17 protein-coding genes are annotated in these 24,385 nt (G+C 70.3%); 14 read left to right on the top strand and 3 right to left on the bottom strand.

All coding sequences use genetic code 11. From position 1 onward, the window contains the following. Nucleotides 1-7: 7 nt before the first annotated feature. Nucleotides 8-694 carry a FadR/GntR family transcriptional regulator gene (locus LQ51_RS16050; protein WP_046566579.1) on the bottom strand — a complete coding sequence of 229 codons (687 nt, stop codon included), beginning with the start codon at nt 692-694 and terminating at the stop codon, nt 8-10. A gap of 279 nt (nt 695-973) precedes the next feature. Between LQ51_RS16050 and LQ51_RS16045 the strand changes: the two genes are divergently transcribed. Genes LQ51_RS16045 through LQ51_RS16010 form a run of 8 tightly spaced genes read left to right on the top strand, consistent with a single transcriptional unit; the run spans nt 974 to nt 9,051 of the window. Next, nucleotides 974-2,326, top strand: a complete 1,353-nt coding sequence (locus LQ51_RS16045; protein ID WP_046566578.1) for an enolase C-terminal domain-like protein — start codon at nt 974-976, stop codon at nt 2,324-2,326. Then, complete coding sequence (locus tag LQ51_RS16040) at nt 2,323-3,384, top strand: sugar ABC transporter substrate-binding protein (RefSeq protein ID WP_046566576.1); 1,062 nt, start codon at nt 2,323-2,325, stop codon at nt 3,382-3,384. The genes LQ51_RS16045 and LQ51_RS16040 overlap by 4 nt, the downstream gene beginning before the upstream one ends. A 27-nt stretch (nt 3,385-3,411) precedes the next feature. Further along, the gene (locus LQ51_RS16035) at nt 3,412-4,980 is read left to right on the top strand and encodes a sugar ABC transporter ATP-binding protein (RefSeq protein WP_046566574.1); all 1,569 of its coding nucleotides are present in this window, start codon (nt 3,412-3,414) and stop codon (nt 4,978-4,980) included. Continuing rightward, nucleotides 4,973-6,019 carry an ABC transporter permease gene (locus LQ51_RS16030; RefSeq protein WP_046566573.1) on the top strand — a complete coding sequence of 349 codons (1,047 nt, stop codon included), beginning with the start codon at nt 4,973-4,975 and terminating at the stop codon, nt 6,017-6,019. Before LQ51_RS16035 ends, LQ51_RS16030 begins: the two co-directional genes overlap by 8 nt. 53 nt (nt 6,020-6,072) lie before the next feature. Then, nucleotides 6,073-6,933, top strand: a complete 861-nt coding sequence (locus LQ51_RS16025) for an amidohydrolase family protein (RefSeq protein ID WP_046566571.1) — start codon at nt 6,073-6,075, stop codon at nt 6,931-6,933. Nucleotides 6,934-6,976: 43 nt separating this feature from the next. After that, nucleotides 6,977-7,426, top strand: a complete 450-nt coding sequence (locus tag LQ51_RS16020; protein ID WP_231605761.1) for an L-rhamnose mutarotase — start codon at nt 6,977-6,979, stop codon at nt 7,424-7,426. 18 nt (nt 7,427-7,444) lie between these two features. Then, nucleotides 7,445-8,296 (top strand): fumarylacetoacetate hydrolase family protein, encoded by an 852-nt coding sequence (locus LQ51_RS16015; protein ID WP_046566565.1) that lies wholly within the window; start codon nt 7,445-7,447, stop codon nt 8,294-8,296. Continuing rightward, nucleotides 8,296-9,051, top strand: a complete 756-nt coding sequence (locus LQ51_RS16010) for an SDR family NAD(P)-dependent oxidoreductase (RefSeq protein WP_046566564.1) — start codon at nt 8,296-8,298, stop codon at nt 9,049-9,051. Before LQ51_RS16015 ends, LQ51_RS16010 begins: the two co-directional genes overlap by 1 nt. 8 nt (nt 9,052-9,059) lie before the next feature. Here LQ51_RS16010 and LQ51_RS16005 read toward each other — a convergent pair whose 3' ends face one another. After that, nucleotides 9,060-9,833 (bottom strand): FadR/GntR family transcriptional regulator, encoded by a 774-nt coding sequence (locus tag LQ51_RS16005; protein WP_082159455.1) that lies wholly within the window; start codon nt 9,831-9,833, stop codon nt 9,060-9,062. Nucleotides 9,834-9,977: 144 nt separating this feature from the next. On the opposite strand from LQ51_RS16005, the gene LQ51_RS16000 reads away from it, so the two are divergent. From LQ51_RS16000 to LQ51_RS15985, 4 genes are all read left to right on the top strand, one after another. Next, the gene (locus tag LQ51_RS16000) at nt 9,978-11,246 is read left to right on the top strand and encodes an ABC transporter substrate-binding protein (protein WP_046566559.1); all 1,269 of its coding nucleotides are present in this window, start codon (nt 9,978-9,980) and stop codon (nt 11,244-11,246) included. Between the two features lie 178 nt (nt 11,247-11,424). Further along, nucleotides 11,425-12,228 (top strand): carbohydrate ABC transporter permease, encoded by an 804-nt coding sequence (locus LQ51_RS15995; RefSeq protein ID WP_231605760.1) that lies wholly within the window; start codon nt 11,425-11,427, stop codon nt 12,226-12,228. Beyond that, complete coding sequence (locus tag LQ51_RS15990; RefSeq protein WP_046566554.1) at nt 12,228-13,055, top strand: carbohydrate ABC transporter permease; 828 nt, start codon at nt 12,228-12,230, stop codon at nt 13,053-13,055. The genes LQ51_RS15995 and LQ51_RS15990 overlap by 1 nt, the downstream gene beginning before the upstream one ends. Before the next feature lies 1 nt (nt 13,056). After that, nucleotides 13,057-14,208, top strand: coding sequence for a mandelate racemase/muconate lactonizing enzyme family protein (locus LQ51_RS15985; protein ID WP_046566552.1), 1,152 nt, complete (start codon nt 13,057-13,059; stop codon nt 14,206-14,208). 34 nt (nt 14,209-14,242) lie between these two features. On the opposite strand, the gene LQ51_RS15980 is transcribed toward LQ51_RS15985, so the two are convergent. Beyond that, nucleotides 14,243-16,948: an AfsR/SARP family transcriptional regulator gene (locus LQ51_RS15980; protein WP_231605758.1), complete on the bottom strand. Its 2,706-nt coding sequence runs from the start codon at nt 16,946-16,948 to the stop codon at nt 14,243-14,245. A 339-nt stretch (nt 16,949-17,287) separates the two neighbouring features. Here LQ51_RS15980 and LQ51_RS15975 point away from each other — a divergent pair, with 339 nt between their 5' ends. Together LQ51_RS15975 and LQ51_RS15970 are read left to right on the top strand one after the other, a co-directional pair. After that, entirely contained in the window at nt 17,288-18,124 is an 837-nt protein-coding gene (locus tag LQ51_RS15975) for an AfsR/SARP family transcriptional regulator (protein WP_197087769.1), read from the top strand. Between the two features lie 153 nt (nt 18,125-18,277). Further along, nucleotides 18,278-24,385, top strand: coding sequence for an RHS repeat-associated core domain-containing protein (locus LQ51_RS15970; RefSeq protein ID WP_052744899.1), 6,108 nt, complete (start codon nt 18,278-18,280; stop codon nt 24,383-24,385).

Raw genomic sequence — 24,385 nt, 5'->3', positions numbered from 1 at the left:
CACGCCCTTACCGCTCTTCGGCCAGGTGACGGCGCAGCCAGCTTTCCGTGGTGATGACGTGCATCAGGGCGGCCGCCTGTGCCTGGATCGCGTCACCGGCGGCGAGCGCCAGGTAGATCGCTTCGTGCTCGCGCAGCGTCTGGCCGGCCGCGTCGGCGTCGACCAGCCCGCGCCAGACGCGGGCCCGCACCGTCCGGCTGGAGATGCCCTCCAGCACCGTGGACAGCGTCTCGTTGCCGGTGGCGGCGACGACCGCGCGGTGGAACGCGGCGTCATGCTGGTTGAGCAGTTCCACGTCGTCGGCGGCGGCCCGCATCGCCTCCAGGTGCGCCTGGACCACGGCGAGCTGCTCGGGCGTGATGCGGGTGGCGGCCAGGCCGGTGGCGGCGGGTTCGAACAGCCGCCGCACCTCGGTCAGCTCGAGCATCGAGTCACCCTGCAACAGCTCCACCGCGCCGCCGATGCTCTCCAGCAGCAGTCGCGGCTCGAGGCTGGTGACGAAGGTGCCGTTGCCGCGGCGCACCTCCAGCACGCGGGCGGCAACCAGGACGCGTACCGCCTCCCGCATGATGTTGCGTCCCACCCCGAGCTCCGTGGCCAGTTGCTGCTCGGGTGGGAGCCGGGTGCCGGGCGGCAGTTCGCCGGACTGGATCAGCTCACGCAGGCGCGTCATCGCCTTCTCGGTCAGCGACATGTCGGGACCCCTCGGTCGGGTTCCGCTCGCCCAGCGGACAGCAGGTGGTGGCGGGGGCAAACCTAACAGGTGATCCCATGTCTGGGAACACGTGGGACGTCGCCACGCCTCGCGGTATCGGGCAGGATCGCCAGAATTCCCCATGGTTCCCCATGTTCCGGTCGGCGTATAGACGCGGCCCTTGGGACGGGCTTATAAAGACATCCCACGGCACGCGTGTTACCGGCGGATGACGAGACCACCGCCGGCAGGCTCAGCGAATGGACGAGGTGGGGTGCGGTGACCGAGGTGATCAGCGCGATCGAGGCGGTCGATGTCCGGTTTCCCACCTCCCAGGAGCTGGACGGGTCCGACGCGATGAACCCGGAGCCGGACTACTCGGCGACGTACGTGACCCTGCGCACCAGCGCCGGCGCGCAGGGGTTCGCGCTGGCCTTCACGGTGGGGCGGGGCAACGACGTCCAGCAGGCCGCCGTCCAGGCGCTGGCACCGCTGGTGCTCGGACTGCCGGTCGACGAGGTCCTCGGTGACCTCCGGGGCTTCTCGGCCAGGATGACCGGGGACAGCCAGATGCGCTGGCTCGGCCCGCACAAGGGCGTCATCCACATGGCCGCCGGGGCGATCGTGAACGCGGCCTGGGATCTGTACGCGCGCCGGGAGGGCAAACCGCTGTGGCGGTTGCTGGCCGAGATGCCGCCGGCGCAGCTGGTGAGCATGATCGACTTCAGGTACCTGCGCGACGCGCTCACCCCGGACGAGGCGCTGGACATCCTGCATCATGCCCAGGCCGGCCGAGCCGAGCGGCAGCAGCGGTTGCTCGCCGAGGGCTATCCGGCCTACACCACCACGCCGGGCTGGCTCGGCTACACCGACGAGAAGCTGGTGCGGCTGGCCACGGAAGCGGTGGCCGACGGGTTCCACCTGATCAAGCTGAAGGTCGGCGCGGACAACGCCGCCGACGTCCGGCGGATGGGACTGGCCCGCGACGCCGTGGGCCCGGCGGTGCGGATCGCCGTCGACGCCAATCAGGCCTGGGGAGTCGATCAGGCGATCGACTGGTTGAGATCCCTCGCGTCCTACGACCCGTACTGGATCGAGGAACCGACCTCACCCGACGACATCCTGGGCCACGCCACGATCCGGCGGGCGGTGGCGCCGATCAAGGTGGCCACCGGCGAGCACTGCCACAACCAGGTCATGTTCAAGCAGTTGCTGCAGGCGCAGGCGATCGATGTGCTGCAACTGGACGCGACCCGGGTGGCCGGCGTCAACGAGAACATCGCGATCCTGCTGCTGGCGGCCAAGTACGGCGTGCCCGTGTGTCCGCACGCCGGTGGGGTGGGCCTGTGCGAGATGGTCCAGCATCTGGCGATGTTCGACTACGTCGCCGTCAGTGGCAGCACCGATGACCGGTTCATCGAGTATGTCGACCACCTGCACCAGCACTTCGTCGACCCGGTGACCGTCCGCGCGGGGCGCTATCTCGCGCCGCGGGCACCCGGTATGGGTGCCCAGATGCACCCGGAGTCGGTCACCGCGTACCGCTACCCGAACGGCCCGCGCTGGAACCGCGCGGGATCCGAGCACCTCCACGTCCCTCTTCGAAGGCCGTCCGAACAGGAGCCGCGATGAAACCGAGAAGGACCGCCTCAGCCGCCGCCCTCGTCATGTCCGCGGCGCTGCTGCTGACCGCGTGTGGCGGCGACAAACCATCCACCGGGAGCGGCGGCGCCGCAGTCGTCGGCGTCGACTACCCGCGTTCGGACACCGACTTCTGGAACTCCTACATCAAGTACGTACCGCAGTCCGGCCAGGAGCTGGGCCTGGAGCTGAAGACGACCAACTCCCAGAACGACGTGGCGAAGCTGGCCTCCAACGTCCAGTCGCTGATCAGCCAGGGGGTCAAGGGCATCGCCATGGCGCCCCAGGACACGGCCGCGATCGCGCCCACCCTGCAGAGCCTGGCCAGTAAGAAGATCCCCGTCGTCACCGTCGACACCCGCCCTGACCAGGGAGACGTGTTCATGGTCGTGCGGGCGGACAACCGCGCCTACGGTGAGAAGGCGTGCCACTTCCTCGGTACCAAGCTCAAGGGCACCGGCAAGGTGGTCATGTTGCAGGGCGACCTGGCCTCCATCAACGGGCGGGACCGCACCGAGGCGTTCAACGAGTGCATGAAGCAGAACTACCCCGGCATCACCGTCTTCGGCGAGGCCACCAACTGGGACGGGGCGCTCGCCTCCCAGAAGCTGCAGATCCGGCTGACCGAGCACCCGGACATCAAGGGCGTCTACATGCAGTCCAGCTTTGCCCTGGCCGGGACCCTGCAACTGCTCAAGCAGCGCAACCGGCTCACCCCGCCGGACGACCCCAAGCACATCTTCGTGGTCTCCAACGACGGCATCCCCAAGGAGCTGCAGGACATCACCGCCGGGAACATCGACGCCACCGTCTCCCAGCCCGCGGACCTGTACGCCAAGTACGCCCTGTACTACCTCAAGGCAGCCATCGACGGCAAAACCTTCCAGGCCGGTGCCACCGACCACGACAGCAAGATCGTCCAGGTCCGCCCGGGCCTGCTGGAGGACCAGCTCTCGGCGCCGCTGGTCACGCTCGACGGCGGCACGTACGGCGGCGTGGCCAGCCTCAAGCCCGACGACAAGTCCCTCTGGGGCAACAACATCGGCTGACTTCGGCTCCGAAGGAGACATCCGCCCATGAACGGTAGCGGGCAGTCCTCCCCACGCTCGTCACCGGCCCGCAATGGCGACGGGCGGGCCCGGTCGGGCCCGCCCGTGGCGGAGGCGATCGACATCAGCAAGCGGTACGGCTCGACGGTGGCGCTCGACCAGGCCCGGATCAGCGTGCTCAGCGGCGAGACCCACGCGCTGGTGGGCCGCAACGGCGCGGGAAAGTCGACCCTGGTGTCGATCCTGACCGGTCTGCAGGCAGCGGACGCGGGTCAGATCCGGTTCGCCGGGGCGGACGCACCGCGGCTGTCCGACCGCGACGCGTGGCGGCAGCGGGTCGCCTGCGTCTACCAGAAGTCCACCATCATTCCCGAGCTGACGGTGGCGGAGAACCTCCTGCTGAACCGGTACGACCGCGGCCGCAGTGGGTTGATCAACTGGCGTGCCCTGCGTCAGCGCGCCCGAGAGCTGCTGGCCCTGTGGTCCGTTGACGTCGATGTCGACAGCCGAGCCGGCGACCTCAGCGTCGAGCAGCGACAGTTCGTGGAGATCGCCCGGGCGTTGTCGTTCGGTGCCCGGTTCATCGTGCTGGACGAGCCCACCGCCCAACTCGACGCGGCCGCGATCGCCCGCCTGTTCGACCACATCCGGGACCTGCAGCAGCAGGGCGTCACGTTCCTGTTCATCAGCCATCACCTGCAGGAGATCTACGAGATCTGCGACGTGGTGACGGTCTTCCGCGACGCCCGGCACATCATCACCGCTCCGGTCGCCGGCCTGCCCCGCAACGACCTGGTTGCCGCGATGACCGGCGAAGCCGCGGCGCTGCGAGCGGCACCCACCCGCACCGCGCCGGCCGGACCTGTCGAGGTGGTCCTCGAGGTTTCCCAGCTGGGGATGAACGGCAGCTACGCGGACGTGTCGTTCCAGGTCCGGTCGGGCGAGATCGTCGGCCTGGCCGGCGCCGGTGGCAGCGGCAGGACAGCGGTCGCCGAATCGGTCGTCGGACTTCGCGCCCCCGACACGGGCACGGTCACCGTCGGCGGTCACCGACCCCGCCCTGGTGACGTCAGCGCCGCCCTGGCGGCGGGCGTCGGATTCGTGCCGCAGGACCGGCACCACCAGGGCCTGGTGCCGGGTATGTCGATCGCGGACAACGCCACCCTGACCATCCCGGACCGGCTCGGCCGGGCCGGTTTCCTGAGCGCCCACCGCCGGGACGCGGTCGCCAACCGCCTGATCGACGATCTGGCCATCAAGACCCCTGGCCCGGACCTGCAGGTGTCCGGGCTCTCCGGCGGCAACCAGCAGAAGGTCGTGATGGCTCGTGCCCTGGCCAACGACCCTCGCGTACTGGTGCTCGTCACGCCGACGGCGGGTGTCGACGTGCGCTCCAAAGAGTTCCTCCTCAACAAGGTCGACGAGGTGGCTGATGCCGGCACCGGTGTCCTGGTCGCCTCCGACGAACTCGACGACCTACGGATCTGCGACCGCGTCCTGGTGATGTTCCAGGGCCGCATCGTCGCGGAGATGCCCACGGGCTGGCGTGACCACGACCTCGTAGCCGCCATGGAAGGACTGACCGTCGATGCCTGAGACCATGACGAGCGCGAATGCGGCCGCCGGCGGCGAGGCCGTGGCGGCCGGCCCACCGTCCGGTCGGCGGGTCGGCAAGCTCGCCATCGCGCGGCTGCGAGACCTCGCCCTGGTTCCCGCGATCGTGCTCATCGCGATTGTCGGCCAGATCATCAACTCGGTCTTCCTGCAACCGGACAACCTCATCAACATCGCGCAGACCATGTCGGAGATCGCGCTGCTGGTGCTGGCCCAGACGATCGTCCTGGTGGCCGGCAAGATGGACCTGTCGCTGGAGTCGACGTTCGGCCTGGCTCCGGGCGTCGCAGCCTGGTTGACCGTCGCGGTCGGAGCCGGCCATGGGACAGGGCTGCTCTCCGGCGCCTGGTCGATCCCGATCACCCTGCTGGTGGGCGCGCTCATCGGGATCGCCAACGCCGCGCTGATCGTCCGGTTCGGGCTGCACGGGTTCATCGTCACCCTGGGCATGCTCATCGTCCTACGCGGCCTGCTGACCGGGATCTCCGGCGGCCAGACCTTCTTCAACCTGCCCGAGTCGATGATGTATCTCGGTACCGCCGTCTGGCTCGGAGTTCCGGCGTCCATCTGGATCTGCCTCGCCCTCTTCGCCGCCGGGATCGTGCTGCTCGGCTACACCGGCTTCGGTCGTTCGCTGTACGCGATCGGCGGCAACGTCGACGCCGCGAAGGCCGCCGGTATCCGCACCGACCGCGTGCTGTGGGCCGCGCTGATCATCGCCAGTGTCCTGGCCGCGCTGGGCGGTCTCCTGCTCTCCGGCCGCCTCGCCTCCGTCGCGGCCTCCCAAGGCAACGGCGCCATCTTCACCGTCTTCGCCGCCGCGGTCATCGGCGGCGTCAGCCTCAACGGTGGCAAAGGCACCATGTTCGGCGCGTTCACCGGCATCCTGCTGCTGTTCATGATCCAGAACGTGTTGACCCTCGCCGGCGTGCCGGCGCAGTGGATCGGCGCCCTGAACGGCGCCATCATCCTGGTCGCGCTGGTCGTTTCCCGCATAACCGGTGGCAAGGCCCACGAGTAGCCGTCCCGAGCCCGCGCACCACCAGCCAGGATCCCGATGACGAGGGAGGCGACGTGGAAACTGACATCGTCGATGCCCACCACCACCTGTGGGACCGGAGCCGCCACCCGCAGCCCTGGATAGACCCGCATTCGATGAGCGCCATCGACGCCGACTTCGGCCCGGCCGACCTCGCCGCGGCCGCCCGGGCCACCGGTGTCACCCAGACGGTGGTGGTCCAGGCCATCCACTCCGCGGCCGAGACGGCCGACCTGCTGGACACGGCCGCCGCCAGCGACCTCATCGTCGGTGTCGTCGGCTGGCTCGACATCACCGCGGACGACGCGCCCCAGGCCATCCAGAAGATGACAGCCGGCGGCAGCCTCGTCGGCGTCCGACACCTGGTCCAGGGCGAATCCGACCCGGCCTTCCTCGACCGGACCGCCATCCGGCGAGCCATCGCCGCGACCGCCGACGCGGGAATCGTGTTCGACCTGGTGATCCGGCATCACCAGCTCCCGGCGGCGACCCGCCTCGCCGCCGACCTGCCACAGGTGTCCTTCGTGCTGGACCATCTCGGCAAACCGCCACTGGCCGACGGGGATCTGCACGACTGGGCCCGCGACCTGCGGACCATGGCCGGGCTGCCGAATGTGACGGCCAAGCTGTCCGGCCTGGTCACCGAGGCGGACTGGCGCACCTGGACCCGCCGGGACGTCGAGCCCGCCGTCGCGCACGCCCTGGAGGTCTTCGGCCCCGACCGGTTGATGTTCGGCTCCGACTGGCCGGTCTGCCTGCTCGCCACCACCTACCAGCGCTGGATCGACCTGGTCGCCGAGCTGCTTACCGGTTGTAGCGAGAGCGAACGACGGGCGATCTGGCACCAGACCGCGCGGCGCATCTATCGGCTGCCACCCCCACCGCCGCAATCGTGACCCGACCACTTCCGCCCCGCCCGGTGAGCCTCGGAGCGCGCCCTTGAGTACGTATCGACAGACCGACCCGGAAGGCCGTGGGGTGCAGCGCTACGGCTCCGTCATCCGGCTGCGCCCCGAACATCGGGACAGCTACCTGCGGCTGCACGCCGCGGTATGGCCAGAGGTGGAACAGGCGCTGTTGGCCGCCAACATCCGCAACTACACGATCTTCCTGCACGGCGATCTGCTGTTCGGCTACTACGAGTACGTCGGTGACGACCATGACGCCGATCAGGCCCGGATCGCGGCCGACCCGCACACCCAGCAATGGTGGGAACTGACCGATCCCTGCCAGCAGTCGCTGGCCGATCCCGAATCCGGGCAGTGGTGGGCTTCGATGCAGCAGGTGTGGCACCTCACCGAGCCCGCACCGCCCACCGGACCGAACCTGACACCCGGCACCGGGCTGAGCCAACCGCCGACCGTCGGTGCTCCTCCGGCCCACCCCTGACGCCCCCAAGGAGATGCCATGCGGCTCGCACGCCTCGGACCGGCGAGCAGAGAAGTCCCCACCGTCGTCCTCGACGGCAAACGCCTGGATCTGCGCCCGATCACCGAGGACATCGGCCCCGCCTTCTTCACCTCCGGTGGCCTCGAACGGACCGCCGAGGCCGTGGCCGCCAGCTCGCTCCAGCCTCTCGACGGCGCGGCGGACCTCCGTGTCGGCGCGCCGATCTCCCGGCCTGGCAAGATCGTCTGTATCGGGCTCAACTACCGCGACCACGCCGCCGAGACCGGCGCCGCGATCCCCACCGAGCCGGTCGTCTTCCTGAAGGATCCCGCGACGGTCGTCGGTCCGTTCGACACCGTGCTGATTCCACGCGGGTCGACCAAGACCGACTGGGAGGTGGAACTCGGCGTCGTCATCGGCCGCCGGGCGCGCTATCTCGACACGCCCGATGACGCCCTCGCGCACGTCGCGGGTTATCTGATCTCGCACGACGTGTCGGAGCGCGAGTTCCAGCTCGAACGCGGCGGCCAGTGGGACAAGGGAAAGAGCTGCGAGACCTTCAACCCGCTGGGCCCCGAGTTCGTGACCGCCGACGAGGTGGGCGATCCGCAGGATCTGCGGCTGAGCCTGTCGGTGAACGGCGTGCAACGTCAGGACGGCACGACCGCCGACATGGTCTTCCCCGTCAACCAGCTGATCTGGTACCTCAGCCAGTTCATGATCCTCGAACCCGGCGACCTGATCAACACCGGCACTCCCGCCGGCGTCGCGCTGGGTCTGCCCGACCAGCCCTATCTGCGCGCGGGCGATGTGGTCGAACTCGGGATCACCGGCCTGGGCTCGGCTCGGCAGCCGTTCGAGCAGGCGTGATGGGTGAGTTCAGCGGCCTGGTCGCCGCCGTCACCGGGGGAGCGGCCGGCATCGGCCGCGCGACGGCCGAGCTGCTCGCCGCGCGGGGCGCCCGGGTGGTGGCGCTGGACCTCGCACCTGACGACGTACCGGCGGGGATCACCGGCATCGGCTGTGACGTCGCCGACCGCGCCTCCGTACGCGCGGCGATGGCGACGATTCAGCAGACCCATGGCGGTCTTGATGTCCTGGTCAACAATGCGGGCGTCAGCGCGGTGGGCACCGTGGAGGACAACGGCGACGAAGAATGGCACCGGGTCCTCGACGTGAATGTCGTGGGAATGGCACGAGCGACCGCCGAGGCGCTGCCGATGCTCCGCGCGTCCGAGCACGCCGCCGTCGTCAACGTCTGCTCGATCGCCGCGCTCAACGGTCTGCCCCAGCGGGCGCTCTACAGCGCCAGCAAGGGCGCGGTGCTGGCGTTGACCTTCGCCATGGCCACGGACCACGTCCGCGAGGGCATCCGGGTCAACTGCGTGTGCCCCGGCACCGTCCACACCGGCTTCGTGGACCGGATGCTGCAGAAGTTCGCTGACCCGGTGGCCGAGAAGGCGGCGCTGGACAGCCGGCAGGCGACCGGACGCATGGTCGACCCGGCGGAGGTCGCGGCGGCGATCGCCTATCTCGCCGGACCGCTGGCGGTCTCGACGACCGGTACCGCGCTCGACGTGGACGGCGGCGTCACGCACCTGCGGCTGCGCCCGGCCCCGTCGTGACCGGCCGCCTAGCGACGCAGCCGAGTCGGGTCGCCCGGTCCACGGCGGCGCACCACCCATGCCTCGGTGATGTGGGTGAACATCGCCTCCGCCGCGCCGTCCGGATCGCGCGCGGCGATCCGCTCGTAGACGCGGCGGTGGCCGGCGTTGGAGGCCACGCACAGGGCGCGTTCGGTGCGACCCATGTAGCGGGCGGTGTTGACCACCTGGCTCTCCAGGGCGCGTACGACGGCCCGGGCGATGCGGTTGCCCGATGCCTGCATGACGGTGTCGTGGAAGGCGCGATCGTGCTGGTGGTAGGCGACGTGGTCGTCGACCAGCTCGTCCATCCGGTCGACCAGGATGCGTAGCTGGTCGATGGCCGCGTCGTCGGCGAGTCGGGCGGCGACGTTGGCCATGTCCGACTCCAACAGTCGGCGGGTCACGACCAGGTCGTCGAGGACACCAAGGCTCTCGTCCTCGGCGATGGTGGCGCCCAGGATGAGTTCGTCGAGCATGTTCCACATGGCCGGTGGGGTGACCGTGGTGCCGGCGCCTTGGCGGACCTGCACCAGTCCCTTCTCCTGGAGGATCTTCACCGCCTCGCGGACGACGGTGCGGCTGACCGAGAAGGTCTCGCAGAGCACCGGCTCGGGCGGTAGTGGCGAACCCGACGGGTGGACGCCGCGGACGATCCGTTCCACCAGTTCCGCCGTGACCGCCGCGGCGAGGTTGGCCGGCCGCCGAGTCCAGGCCGGGGCTGCTGTCGAGACGCCCTCGTCCGACTGCGCTGATGCCGTCATATCACCCTCCGCGACCCGTGAGCGGGCCCGGACCCGCCCACGCACTATATGTCGTTCCATTGACATCATACGTCATACGAGTTATGTTCCTGCCGATCCTCCACCACCGGCCGGCCCGCCGGCCCCTCGGGAGAGTGAGCAGCAATGAAGCAGCGGAAACTCTGGTCGGCGGTCCTGGTTGTCGGGCTGGCCCTGGCCGGCTGCGGAAGCGCCTCTGACTCGGACTCCTCGTCCGGCGGATCGGACGGCAAGCTCGTCGTGTGGGACTGGAAGTCGGGCGACGCGACTGCGGCCTCATACATCCAGAAGGCGAAGGCCGACTTCGCCAAGAAGCACCGCAACGTGACGGTCGAGTTCGTCGCACAGCCCTTCGACCAGTACTACACCCTGCTGGGCGCCGCCATCCAGGCCGGCAAGGGACCGGACGTCATGCTCTTCAACGGCGGCGGGCAGATCCGCGACCGGGTGGACGCACTCCTACCCCTGGACCAGTACGTCGGCGAAGACAAGCAACGCCTCGCGGGCTGGGACGCCTTCACCAAGGACAGCAAGACCTACGCCGCCCCGGTGACCCTGCAGGGCCACCCCATCTACTACAACAAGTCGCTCTACAAGAAGGCGGGACTCGACCCGGATCGCCCCGCCACCTCCTGGAGCGAGTTCGTCGCCAACTGCCAGACCATCGCCAAGGCGACCGGCGTCAGATGCTTCGCGGAGGGCAACAAGGAGGGCTACGGCATCCAGTTCTTCCTGTCCGGCCTCGGTTCCGGCATCCTCACCCCGCAGGAGTACGACGACTGGATCGCCGGCAAGCGCAACTGGACCTCGCCGAACGTCAAGCAGATCTTCGCGCTCTGGAAAGAGGTCAACGACAAGGGCTTGAACAACGCCGGCCCCAACTCCACCGCGATGTTCAACGACGCGTTCGCGTTGTTCCAGTCAGGCAAGGCCTCGCATGTCATCGGACTGATGTCGGACATCGGGCACTGGAAGGACTTCGCCGAGTTCCTCGACGCCGGCAACGTCGGCGTGATGAAGGCGCCGGTCGTTACCGCCGGGACCACCCCGGGCCTGCCGTACGACGGCGGCATCGGTTACGCGGTCGCGAAGTGGACCAAGGACCCGAAGATCGCCGCCGACCTGGTGCGGTCCCTGACGTCGAGCGACGCGCTGAAGGCGTTCTACGCCGACGCGGGGGCGATCGCTTCGGACACCACGATCGACGTGTCCGGCGCGGGCCCCGCGGTCGGGACGATCGTGTCCGAGATCAAGGATGGCAAACCCGCTCTGCACGTGGCCCTGTCGTCCAAGACCCTGGACCTGATGGGGCGGCTGTCCCAGCAGTTGCTCAGCGGCTCGGTCACGGTCGACAAGGCGGTGGACCAGCTGGCCAAGTCCGATCAGGCCGGCTGAGCTCGTGCCACCGCCCGGTACGTCGTCGGTCCGCCCTGTCGAATCGGGGCGGACCGGCGGGACCCCGCCCGGTCCGCCGGTGGCGGGCCCCGCGACACGCTCCCGTCGGGTCCGGGATGGGCGGCGCTCCGAACGCCTCGCCCCCTACGTCCTGGTAGCGCCCGCTGTCCTGATCATCGTGGTGCTGCGGCTGTGGCCGCTGCTGCTCGGCCTCAACTTCTCGTTCACCGGTGACGGTGACCGCAACGGCACCGCGGTCGGCCTGGACAACTATCGCGAACTGCTTGACGATCCGTTGTTCCGGACCGCCCTGCGCAACGTGGGACTGCTGGTCCTGCTGCTACCGGTCGCGGTCGCGATCCCCGGGCTGCTGGCGACGTTCATCTACCTGCGCGTACCCGGTCACCGGGTCTTCCGCAGCGTCTACTTCTTCCCGGCGGTGCTCTCGCCGGTGATCGTCGGCGCGATCTTCAACCTGCTGCTGGCCTTCGACGGCCCGCTGAACGCCGTTCTCGGCGGCCTCGGCATCGGCCCGGTCGACTGGCTCGGCGACCCCGACGTGGCCATCTTCGCGGTCGTCGGGGTGCACGTCTGGGCGACGTTCGGGATGGCGCTGGTGGTGTTCCTGGCCGGGTTCGCGACCCTGGACTCCGCGCTGTTGGATGCTGCCCGGGTCGATGGCGCCTCCCTCCCGCAGACCATCCGGCATGTCGTCATCCCCGGCCTGTCCCGCACCATCCAGTTCGTTTTCGTCACCACCATGATCGGGATGCTCACCTCCATGTTCGGCCTGCTCTACGTGATGACCAGTGGAGGCCCGGAAGGGTCGACCTACCTGCCCGAGTACTACATCTGGGTCCAGCAGGGACGGATGAACCGCCCGGCACTCGCCTCAGCCGCCTCCACGGCGCTGTTCGTGATCATGCTGGTGGTGGGCCTGCTCCAGGTCAGCCTGCTGCGCCGCGCGGGAAGGGAGGACTGATGTCCCGCATCCGGCTCGGCAGGTGGCTTGTCGCGCTGCCGATGGCGGCCCTCGCCCTGGCGGCGGTCTACCCGCTGCTGTTCACCATCAACGTCGCGATGAAGACCCGCCGCGACTACATCCTGGATCGGTTCTCCCCGACGCGCACGCTGCACTGGGACAACCTCACCGCCGCCTGGGACACCGCCGGCATGGCCCGATACTTCGTCAACTCGGTCATCGTGGTGACCTTCGCCGTAGCGCTGCTGCTGCTCATCGGGTCAATGGCCGGCTTCGCGCTGAGCCAGCTGCGGTTCCGTGGCTCACATGCGCTGTTCCTGGTCTGCCTCGCGGCGCTGTTCATCCCGTTCCAGGTGATCATGGTGCCGCTGGCCAGGATCATGGCCGACGGCCGGCTGATCGACACGTACCCGGGCCTGATCCTCGCCTACGTCGCGCAGTTCCTGCCCTTCACCGTCTTCCTGATGACCAGCTACTACCGCGCCGTGCCGACCGAGATCATGGACGCGGCACGGATCGACGGGAACAGCCTGTACGGGGTGTACCGGCGGATCATGCTGCCGATGGGCACTCCGGCGCTGCTGTCGGTCGGCATCCTCAACGCGTTGTTCTGCTGGAACGACGTGCTCATCTCCCTGCTCATGATGCCGTCCGCCGACCGTCGCACCCTCATGGTCGGCGTCACCTCGCTGCGCGGCCAGTACTCCGACAACATTCCCACCTTCGCCGCCGGGGTGCTGATCGCCGCGGTACCCGTGCTGGTGACCTACCTGTTCCTGCAACGCCAGATTGCCGACGGGGTGACCGCCGGTGCGACGAAGGGCTGACATGCGCATCACCGGATACCGGACCCTGACGACGGTTCAGCGATGGGGCCGTGCTGTCGGCGATGCCAACGGTGTCCACACCGACGGCATCGTGCCGGTTTCCGTCATCCTCGTCGACACCGACGAGGGGATCACCGGCGTCGGCCTGGGGCCGCACGTGGCCGCCGAGGCCATCTTCGCCGCGATCGACGGAGAGGATCCGCGATCGGTCGCCGCCCTCTACGACCGCATGCTGCGACAGACCTTCAAGGCCGGCCACGCCGGCGCGGTGTTCGGCACGATCGGAGCGTTCGACACCGCGCTGTGGGACATCAAGGCGCAGGCCGCCGGCGAGCCCTTGTGGCGGCTGCTCGGCGGCCGGGACCGCACGGTCCCCGCGTACGCCTCCGGCCTGGACATCGGTCTCACGGACGGCGAGCTCGTCGCCACCTACGAGAGCTACGCCGAACGAGGGCTGCGGGCGGCGAAACTCAAGGGCGGCCTGGACGTCGAGCGGGACCGGCACCGGCTGACGCTCGTGCGCGAGGTGTTGACCGAGGCGGCGCGGGGGATGCGGCCGGGCCTGATGCTGGACGCGAACGAGTGCTGGAGCCGCAAGCAGGCGGTCCGCCATGTCGCTGAACTCGAACGCACCCTGGACCTGACCTGGATCGAGGAGCCGGTCCGGCGCTGGGACGCCGATGGTCTCGCCGCCGTCAGCCGTGGCGTCCGCGCAGCGGTCGCCACCGGGGAGAACCTGACCGGGCTCGAGCAGTTCCGTCCGCTCCTCGCCGCCGGCGGCGTGGACATCGTCCAGACGGCCGCCGTGTGGGGAGTGAGCCACTTCCTGCGGGTGGCGGCGCTGGCGCACGCCCATGACCTGCCGGTCAGCCCGATCGGCAACACCCCGGTCGCACTCCTGCACGCCGCGACCTCCGTCCCCAACCACCTGGCCAGCGAACTCCAGGACCTCCAACCGCCGGTCGGCATCGCGGTGGACCTGCACGTGGCGGACGGCGCCTTCGTGCTGGGCGACGCCCCCGGTCTGGGTATCCGGGTCGACGAAGGCGCCGTCGCGTCGGCGTACCGGGGAGACGGGCCGGCGCCCAGCGGCCCGCAGGTACGGCCGGAGCTGGCCGGCCGGCGACTGCTCCCGGGCGCTGTGTACCGGTGACCGGTCCGGAACCTGCCCTCCGCGCTGGACGTGCCTAGCGGCTCATCCCCACGGACAGCAGCTGTTGAAGCCGGGCGAGCACCTCGTCGGTCTCGGTCGGGTTGCCGTCGCCGTAGCGTTCGAGTGCCTGACGCCACGCCTCCTCGGCGGCCCCGTGGTCACCCAGCGCACGGTAGGTGTCGCCCACGTGGGTCAGCGTCTCGGCCTCGGTGTAGTGGTCGCCCGCGTCCCGATAGATGCCGAGCGCTCGCTGGAAGGATGCCAGTGCCTGCTGGTGTTGGCCGAGGCGAGAGTGGGCGTACCCGAGACTGTCCCAGGCACGCGCGGCACCCGTGGCATTGCCGAGGCGGTCGTGCAGCTCGAGCGCCTGCTCGCAGTAGTGGATCGCCTGTTCGTGGTCGCCGAGTTGCGCATGGTCCCAGCCGACCGCGTTGAGCGCCTTGGCCTGGCCAACCTCGTGGCCGGCGGTCTGGAACATCGCCAGGGCCTGCTGGTCGTAGCGGAGCGCGTCCTGCTGCTGCCCGTGTCGCTCGCAGATCCAGCCGAGGGTCAGCAGGGTGTGCGCCTGCCCCGGGAGGTCGCCGAGCTCGCCGAAGAGCGCGGCTGCCCGTTTCAGGTCAGGGACCGCGTCGGTGCGGTGACCCAGTTGGTTGCGCGCGAGAGCCCGGTCGCGGTGGGCGTGGGCCTGTCCGAGGAGATCGCCGGCGCGGGTGGCGGCGTCGAGGGCGACCTGTTGCGCCGTGGCGAGCTCCGACCAGTGGGATCCCCGGCTGAGGAAGGTCGTGAGCGTCCAGGCCAACCGCCACGCGTGTCCGTCGCAGCCGGCGCGGAAGGCATGGTCGATCGCGGCCAGCAGCACCGGGCGTTCGGTGGTGAGCCAGCGGCGCGCCTGCCCCGCTGCGGCCAGTCCTTCCGGCACCACACCGGGCGCTGCCGGTGCGAGGTTGAGGGCTTCGCGATGCGGCTCGATCACCAGCGCCGCGGCGTGCGCGGTGTGCAGGTAGTGGTCGAACATCCGGGACAGTGCCGCCCTTGCCTCAGCGTCGCCGACCAGCTCGTCGGCGTACGCCCGGAGCAGGTCGTGCATGGTGAAACGATCCCGGGAGGTCATCGTGACCAGATGAGCCCGTGCCAGTTCGTCGAGCAGGCCGCGCGCCTCGGGGAGCGGGATGCCGGCCAGGCTCGCGGCCGCGGCCGTCGCGATGTCCGGGCCGGTCGGCAGGCCCAGTAGTCGGAACATGCGCGCCGCCGGCGGGCTCAGGGTGCGGTACGACCAGGAGAAGACGGCCCGCACGTCGGAGACCTGGTCGTTGCCGGCGAAGACGTTCAGCCGGTCGCGGTCGGCGGCCAGGTCGTCGGCGAGTGCCCGGAGTGTGACGGCCGGGCTCATCCCGGCCCGGGCGGCTACGACAGCCAGGGCCAGGGGCAGACCCGCGGCGGCCGTGACGATCGCGGCCAGGGCATCCCCGTTCGCTGCCGCCCGCTCCTCGCCGATCCGCACGGCGAGCAGGTGCCGCGCCTCGTCCGGGGAGAGCAGGTCGACGGCCAGGTGGCGGGCACCTTCGGTGGTGACGAGCCCGGGCATCTGCTGTCGGCTGGTGATGATCACGGTGCAGTGGGGTGAGCCGGGCAGCAGCGGACGTACCTGATCGGCATCCTGCGCGTTGTCGAGCAGGACGAGCATGCGACGGTTGGAGACCAGGCTGCGAAAGAGTGCGGCCTGGGCGTCTGTTTCGGCCGGTGCCATGCCCGGCGGCACACCGAGGGCCGCCAGCATGGCGTTGAGTGCGGCGCCGGTGGCCGTCGGCCGACCGACGGGATCGAAGCCGCGCAGGTTGAGGTACAGCTGCCCGTCCGGAAACCGGGACAGGTGGTCATGGGCCCACCGCAGAGCCAGCCAGGTCTTGCCGATGCCGCCACTGCCACCGATCACCGTGATGGCCATCCGGCCCTGGGCACCAGCCTGGTCGACCGTCGAGCTGATCTCGGCCAGTTCCCGGCTGCGGCCGACGAAGAGTGGCGGGGCGGCCGGTAGTTGGCGCGGGATCGGAAGTGCCGTAACCGGTGGAGGAGCCGCCGGCGCCGGTCCGGCCACCGGCCCGATCGCCCCGGCGGCCATCATCTGTTGATGAAGTGCCTGGAGGCCGGGACTGGGATCGGTGCCCAGCTCGTCGGCCAGGAGGCGACGGGCCCGCTCGTAACAGGCGAGCGCGTCGGCCCGGCGGCCGGACTGGTAGAGCGCGAGGATGAGCTGTCCGATGATGCGCTCGTCGAACGGATGCTCTGCGGCGCTGGTGAGAAGCTCGGGCAGGAGGCGCGCGTGCTGCCCATGCCGCAGTGCCAGGTCGTTGCGGTCCAGCTCGGCCCCGAGCCGCTCCTGGTGGAGCCGTTCGCGCAACTCGTCGAGCCAGGGGCTGGTCAGGTCCGCCAGCGCATCACCCTGCCACTGATCGAGCGCTTCGTCGAAGAGCGACAACGCGCGCTCCTCCGTCACTGCCCGGGCCCGGCGGGCCAGACTCCGGAATCGCAACAGGTCCACCCTGGCCGGATCCACGGACAGGACATACCCCGCTGATCTGCGGTCGAGCGCGACATCGGGGAGGGCGGCGAACACTCGTCGGAGTCGCGACAGGTATCCGTAGAGGGAGTCGCGGACGCGTGCGGGGGGATTCTCCGCCCAGACCCGGTCGACGAGCTGGTCGACCGACACCGCGATATTGGCATCGACGAGCAGCGCCACCAGTACGGCTCGCTGCCGGGCGTGACCCAGGTTGACCGGTTGGCCGGCCGACTCCGCCGCGACGGCGCCCAGCAGGCGAAATTCCACTGCCAATACAGGTACTCCCGTTCCGAGGACGTACCTGCATCTTCCAGCCCGTCGGCAGCGCTCTCAAGGTTCGTCCCAGGAACTCTCAGGAATCGCCGCAGCGCCGTTCCAGGTGGCTTTCACATCATCATCCAGCGGTGAAATAAGGCTGGCGGGTCTCCCGGCGCGGCCGTGATTCCGGCGACACCGAAGTCGTCGGCAATGCCAGCAGATGTCGATACTCAAATAGAAACGGGTGCTTTGACATTGGTGATGCGGATTCGATTGCTCGGGTCGTTCGAGGCCCGGCAGGATGATGTGCTGCTGCCGCCTCCGGTCGGCAAGCAGCGCACATTGTTCGCGCTGCTCCTGCTCGCCCACGAACAGACGGTCACGCGTGCCCGCATCGTCGGGGAGCTGTGGACCGGCGCACCCCCGTCATCGGCGGACGCCAACGTACGCACGTACGTCTCGGGCCTGCGGGGCTGGCTGGATCGCCACCTGACCGACAGCCCGGTGGCGCGGTTGCCGCTCACCGGGCGCGGTTGGTCCCTGGCGCTGCCCGGCACCGAGGTGGACGTGCTTGCGTTCGAGACGGAACTGGCGGCGGGGCGGCGCGCCGGCCGGGCTGGCGACTGGACGGGTGCGGCAGCACACCTGCGCAGGTGCGTCGACCTGTTCCGGGGCCCGGCCTTGGCCGACGTGCCGCAGGGCTCGGTCCTCGCCGCCCGCGCGGCCGTCCTCAACGCCCAGTGGCTCTCCGCCGTGGAGGAGTACGCGCAACTCCTTCTCCGGCTCGGTCGGCATACCCAGGCGCGCGAGGTGCTGCTGCGTTTCCTGTCCGACCAGCCCGGCCGGGAGCGCGCGTGGGGGCAGCTCATGCTCGCCTGCTACCGGGACGGCGACCTGCCCGGCGCGCTGGAGGCGTACCGCACCGCGCGGGCGTCCCTGGCCGAGCGGCTCGGTGTCGAGCCCGGGGCCGAGCTGGCCGACCTGCACCGGGCCATCCTGCGCCGGCAGTCGGACGGCCTGCTGGACGGACCGGCCACCAGCCGGCCCGGCCGCCGGGTCGTGGTGCGTCGCACGCTGCGGAAGATCCGCGGCCGATGAGCGGTCACCGCCGCTGTGCGCAGCGCTGTGCGCTCCCCTGTACGACGGCCATCGATGATCTCCGCATTGGCATCGGTCACGCCGTTGGAGGCTGCCATGGTTGGCCACCTGTCCGTCCGCCGCTCCTCATCCGGGTCGATCCTCCGCTGGTTGGTGACGGTGTCCGTCACCGCGCTGGCCGCGACGTCGATCGGCGCCGCCCCCGCCCAGGCGGCCCGTCCCGACGAGGCGCCGTCGCATGCCGCAGCCGCACGTCCCCACTCGACCGACGGGACGCCGGCCCGCGTCCGGTCCCGAGCGGCCGACACCGACGCCGCGGTCGCCGTGCGGACACCACCGGCGGTCCGGTGGCCGGCCCCCGGTACCGCCGAGGTGACGACGCCGAGCGCGGCGGACCGGACCCCCGCGCTCGTGCGGGCCGGGAAGCTACCGGTACGCGTCGGTGCGGTCGCATCGGCGGCACGGGGCGCGGCCGTGGCGAGTCCGGTCCGGGTCCAGATGTTCGGCCGAGCGGAGGCGGTCCGAGCAGGCGTCAGCGGGGTGGTGCTCCGGGTGGCCCACCCGGACGGCGTCGACCGCCCGAGCACCCTCGAGGTGGACTACTCCGGCTTCCGGCACGCGTACGGCGGAGACTACGCGGCCCGGCTGGTCCTGGTTCGGCTGCCCGAGAACGCGCTGGCCGCGGCCGGTAACGGGTCGGCCGGGCGGAGCGTGGTGCCCGCGACGAACGACGCCGCGGCGGGGCGGCTGACGGCGCGGGTGACCGACGGCCTGTACGCGGTCACCGCCGATGGTGCTGGCAGCACCGGCAGCTTCAAGCCCACCTCCCTGTCGCCGTCCGCCACCTGGCAGGTCGGCCTGCAGTCGGGCGACTTCGCCTGGTCGTACCCGATGGAGGCCCCGGCGACGCCTGGCCCGGAGCCGGAGGTCGGGCTCTCCTACTCGTCCGGCTCCGTGGACGGTCGGGTCGCCGGTACGAACAACCAGCCGTCCTGGATCGGCGAGGGGTTCGACTACCAGCCGGGATTCATCGAGCGCTCGTACCGGTCCTGCGCCGAGGACGGCCAGGCCGCGACGGTGCAGGACCTCTGCTGGGCCAGCAACAACGCCGTCCTGTCGCTGCCCGGGGCGTCCGGGCCGCTCGTCCGCGACGACGCGACCGGCGTGTGGCGCGTCGGCGACGACGAGGGCTGGCGGGTCGAGCTGCGGACCGGGGCGACCAACGGGGACAACGACGGTGAGCACTGGCGGCTCACCTCGCCGGACGGCACGCAGTACTTCTTCGGTCTCAACCGGCTGCCCGGCTGGCAGGCGGGCAACCCGGAGACCAACTCCGCGTGGACCGTGCCGGTCTTCGGCAACCAGTCGGGGGAGCCCTGCAACACCGGCACGTTCGTCACCTCCTGGTGCCAGCAGGGCTACCGGTGGGCGCTGGACCACGTGGTGGATCCGCACGGGGACGCCATGTCGCTCTACTACAACCAGGAAATCAACTACTACGCCCGCGGCGGCATCACGCCCACCCCGTACGTCCGTGGCGGCTCGCTCAAGCGCATCGAGTACGGGCAGCGGGCCGACGCCCTGTTCAGCACGCCGGCCTCCGCGCAGGTGCTGTTCACCGTGGCCGACCGGTGCATTCCCGGCACCGCCTGCGTGCAGTCGCAGCCGCAGGACTGGCCGGACACCCCGTGGGACCAGTGGTGCGGGGCGGCGTCCTGCACGGTGCCCGCGCCGTCGTTCTGGACCACCAAGCGGTTGGCGCAGGTGACCACCCAGGTGCGTTCGGGTGGGGCGGCGCAGGATGTCGAGTCCTGGACGCTGACCCATTCCTACCCGAGATCGACCGACCCGAGCGATCCGACCGACCCGACGCTGTGGCTCGACGCGGTCGTGCACACCGGATACGTCAACGGCACCCAGAGCCTGCCCGCGGTGACCTTCGACGGCACGACCCGCCCCAACCGGGTCGACGCGGGCAACGACGGGCGTCCGCAGTTCCACAAGCGGCGGCTGCAGGCCATCTACACCGAGTCGGGCGCACGGATCAATGTCAGCTACCGGTTGGCGGAATGCCTGCCCACCTCGCTGCCCCCGGTCGACAACAACGACAAGCGCTGCTTCCCGGCGAAATGGGGCACGGGCACCAGCATCAATCAGGAGTTCTTCCACAAGTACGTGGTCGACCAGGTGACCGAGTCGGATCTGGTGGGCGGCAGCCCGGACGTGGTCACCTCGTATGAGTACGTCATGGGCGGGCACGCCTGGCGGCACGACGACGCCGAACTGGTACCCGAGGCGCGCAAGTCGTGGGGCCAGTGGCGCGGCTACCAGACCGTTCGGGTGCGGACCGGCCCGGTCGGCGGGCAGCGGACGCTGACCGAGCACGTCTTCCTCCGCGGCATGGACGGGGACGTGAACCTCTCCGGGCCGCCGGACAGCGGGGTGAAGGTCGACGGCATCGACGACCGGCCGCAGTGGGCGGGCTTCGCGCGGATGACCACCGAGTACGACGGTGACGGCGGCCCGTGGCTGGAGAGGACCATCTCGACGCCGGACGACCTGCGCCGCACCGCCCGCCGGGCGCTGCCCAACGGGCAGGCGATCGAGGCGTACCTGACGGTGGAGAAGTCCGAGCGACAGCTCACCGCGCTGGCCGACGGCACCACGCGCACCACTGAGACGGTGGTCGAGTACGACGGCACGTACGGCACCGTCACGAGGATCGACGACCAGGGCGATCTGGCCACCACCGCCGACGACACCTGCACGCGCTACACCTACACCCGCAACGACGCGGCCTGGATCGTCGACACCGAGTCGCGGGAGGAGGTGGTCTCGGTCGGCTGCGCGGCCACCGCCGGGTACCCCGACGACCTGATCTCCGACGAGCGCTACTTCTACGACGGGCAGAGCGCCTGGGGCGCCCCCCCGAAGGCCGGCGACGTCACCCGGACCCAGGAGGTGGCCTCCTGGTCCGGTGGCCCGGTCTACGTCGACGCCGGACGGCTGGAACTGGACCGGCACGGCCGGGTCACCGCCGAGGTCGACGCGCTCGGCAACCGGCAGACCACCAGCTACACCCCCGCCGTGGGCGGGCCGGTGACCTCGGTGTCCATGACCAACGCGCTGGGGCACACCGCCACCACCACCGTGGACCCGCTGCTCGGCGTGCCGGTCAAGGTCACCGACGCGAACAACCGGGTCACCGAGATGAGCTACGACGCACTGGGCCGGCTGGTGAAGGGCTGGGCCCCGGGGCGCAGCAAGGCGACCCAGTCGCCCACCGTCCAGTTCAGCTATCTGGTCCGCAACGACGGCCCGTCCTCGATGACCGCGCAGACGCTGCTCGGCAACGGCTCGAGCTACCTGTCCAGCTACACCATTCTCGACGGGTTCCTGCGGGAGCGGCAGACGCAGGCGCCCTCACCGGCCGGCGGCCGGGTGCTCACCGACACCCGCTACGACGCCTACGGGCAGGTGGACCGGGTCAGCGACTCGTACTGGAACGGGCAGGCCGGGCCCGGGACCGCCCTGGTGGACGTGCCCGACGCCAGCATCCCGGCGCTGACCAGATACGTCTACGACGGCGCCGGGCGCGAGATCGCGGAGATCTTCCTCGCCGCCGGGGCGGAGAAGTGGCGCACCACCACCTCGTACGGCGGCAACTGGGTCGCCGAGGATCCACCGGCCGGCGACACCGCCACGATGACGGTCTTCGACGCCGACGGCCGGACCGTGGAGCTGCGCCAGTTCACCGGCGGCGCACCGACCGGCGGCTACGACGCCACCCGCTACACCTACACCCGGGCCGGGCAACTCGCGACGGTCACCGACCCGGCCGGCAACGTCTGGCGGCACAGCTACGACCTGCGTGGCCGGGAGACCCGCACCGAGGACCCGGACACCGGCACCCGGCTGACCACGTTCGACGACGGTGACCGGGTGCTCAGCACCACCGACTCGCGCGGCCGCACCCTCGCCTACACCTACGACGAGCTCGACCGGAAGACGGCGATGTTCGACGGTTCCACCGCCGGCACCAAGCTCGCCGAGTGGACCTACGACACCCTCGCCGGTGGCAAGGGCCTGCCGACCGGCTCGACCCGGTACGCCGCCGGGCGGGCGTACCAGAACGAGGTGTACGGCTACGACGCGGCGGGCCGGCCGACCGGCAGCACGATCACCATTCCCAGCGAGGAGACCGGCCTGGGCGGCACGTACCGGACCCGGGTCACCTACAACGCCGCCGACCAGGTCACCGCGATGCTGCTGCCGAAGGTCGGCGACATCCCCAGCGAAACCCTCCAGTACGGCTACGACACCGGCCTCGGGCTGGCCACCACGCTACGCACCGCGACGGCCTGGTACGTCGCCGCGTCCGCCTACACCGAGCTGTCGGAGACCCGGTCGTACTCGCTGGGCGCGTCCGGTAGCCAGGTGGTGCGCGACTTCACCTACGAACTGGGCACCCGGCGGCTGGCCAGCGCGGTCACCCGGACCAGGACCACCAGCGAGACCGTGCAGAGCGACGTCCGCTACACCTACGACCCGGCCGGCAACGTCACCAGGATCGCCGACCAGGCCACCGGGGACCGGCAGTGCTTCACCAGCGACTACCTGCGCCGCCTCACCGAGGCGTGGACCCCTTCCGGCGACGACTGCGCCACCGCGCCGGCCACGACCGGGCTCGGCGGCCCCGCCCCCTACTGGCACTCGTACCGCTACGACAAGGTCGGCAACCGGCTCTCGGAGGTGCAGCACGCCGCCGGCGGCGACATCACCCGCGGCTACGCCTACCCGGCCGCCGGCTCCGACCAACCGCACACGCTGCGGTCGGTGACCACCACGGGGCCGGGCGGGTCGCGGACCGACAGCTACGGCTACGACAGCGACGGCAACACCACCACCCGGACGGTGGCGGGCGCCGGCCAAACCCTGACCTGGGACGCCGAAGGGCGCCTGGCGTCGGTCACCGAGGGCGGCCGGACCACCTCGTACCTCTACGACGCCGACGGAAACCGGCTGATCCGCCGGGACCCGACCGGCACCACCGTCTACCTGGGCACCGACGAGTTGCGCCAGCCGGCCGGCGGCGGCGCGGCGGTGGGCACCCGCTACTACACCCACGCCGGCGACACGATGGCCGTGCGGACCGGTGGCCAGCTCACCTGGCTGGTACCCGATCACCACGGCACCGGCCAACTCGCCGTCAACGCGGTCAGCCTCGCAATCACCCGCCGCTACCAGCTGCCGTTCGGCGCCGAGCGTGGCGCCGCACCGGCCGGCTGGCCGGGGGAGAAGGGCTTCGTCGGCGGCACGATCGACGCGAGCAGCGGCCTCACCCACCTCGGTGCCCGCGAGTACGATCCGGGCACCGGCCGGTTCATCTCCGTCGACCCGATCATCGACGTCAACGATCCGCAGCAGATGCACGGGTACGCCTACGGCAACAACAACCCGGCGACGCTCAGCGATCCCGACGGTCTCAAGGCGAAGTGCTCGAACCCCCGGCAGTGCGACGGCAGCAACGCAAAGATCGTCGCGGACGCGAAGAAGGCCAAGGCCAAGGTGGCCAAGGCGAAGCCGAAGGCGCTGACCGGGCACCCGACGACCCGCGTGAAGCCGAAACCGAAGCCGAAGCCGAAGCTGACCGGGCACCCGACGACGCGGGTCAAGCCGAAGGCCAAGGCGAAGGCCACCTGTGACTCGCGGTGCCAAAAGAACCGCTCGACGGCGAAGGAGCACCTCAAGCACGTGGAGGCAGCGGGCAAGGCATCTGCCAAGAAGGCGGCGACGACGAAGAACCCCTGCCTGCAGACGATCCTGCTGTGTACCGGCACGAACACGAACAAGCGGACGAATCCGGCCAGCGAGTCGACCGGAAAGAAGTCAAGCACGTCGCTTGGCGGTATCTGCTCCGCGGGTGGCATCTTCATCGTCTGCGCCGGAGGCGGTAGCAGCTCAGGGGGCTCGAACAAGAGCTACGGCGGGGGCGACGACCTCCGGGAGATCCTGAAAGCGGCGAATGCCGGTAGCAGCGGAGCCCGGAGTGAGCTGGAACGGCGGCTCGGCTCGAGGTACTACAGCTCCGCTGACACGAACAGCTTCGCGAGCATGCCCAGGGATCCGTCCGAGCTTTTCGAAGGCGGTTCTCCCTACCAGCCGCCCAGATCCGTGACGCCGCCCCGTGGGAAGAAGGCCGGAGCACTGGAGGCATTCCTGCGGGCCCTGGGAAACATCGTCGGATCCGGCGGCTCGTAG

It is taken from the genome of Micromonospora sp. HK10 (genome assembly GCF_000982955.1).
Classification (GTDB): Bacteria; Actinomycetota; Actinomycetes; order Mycobacteriales; family Micromonosporaceae; genus Micromonospora.
Note: the sequence above shows the minus strand (reverse complement) of the source record. Positions and strands in the feature narration are given on the sequence as shown.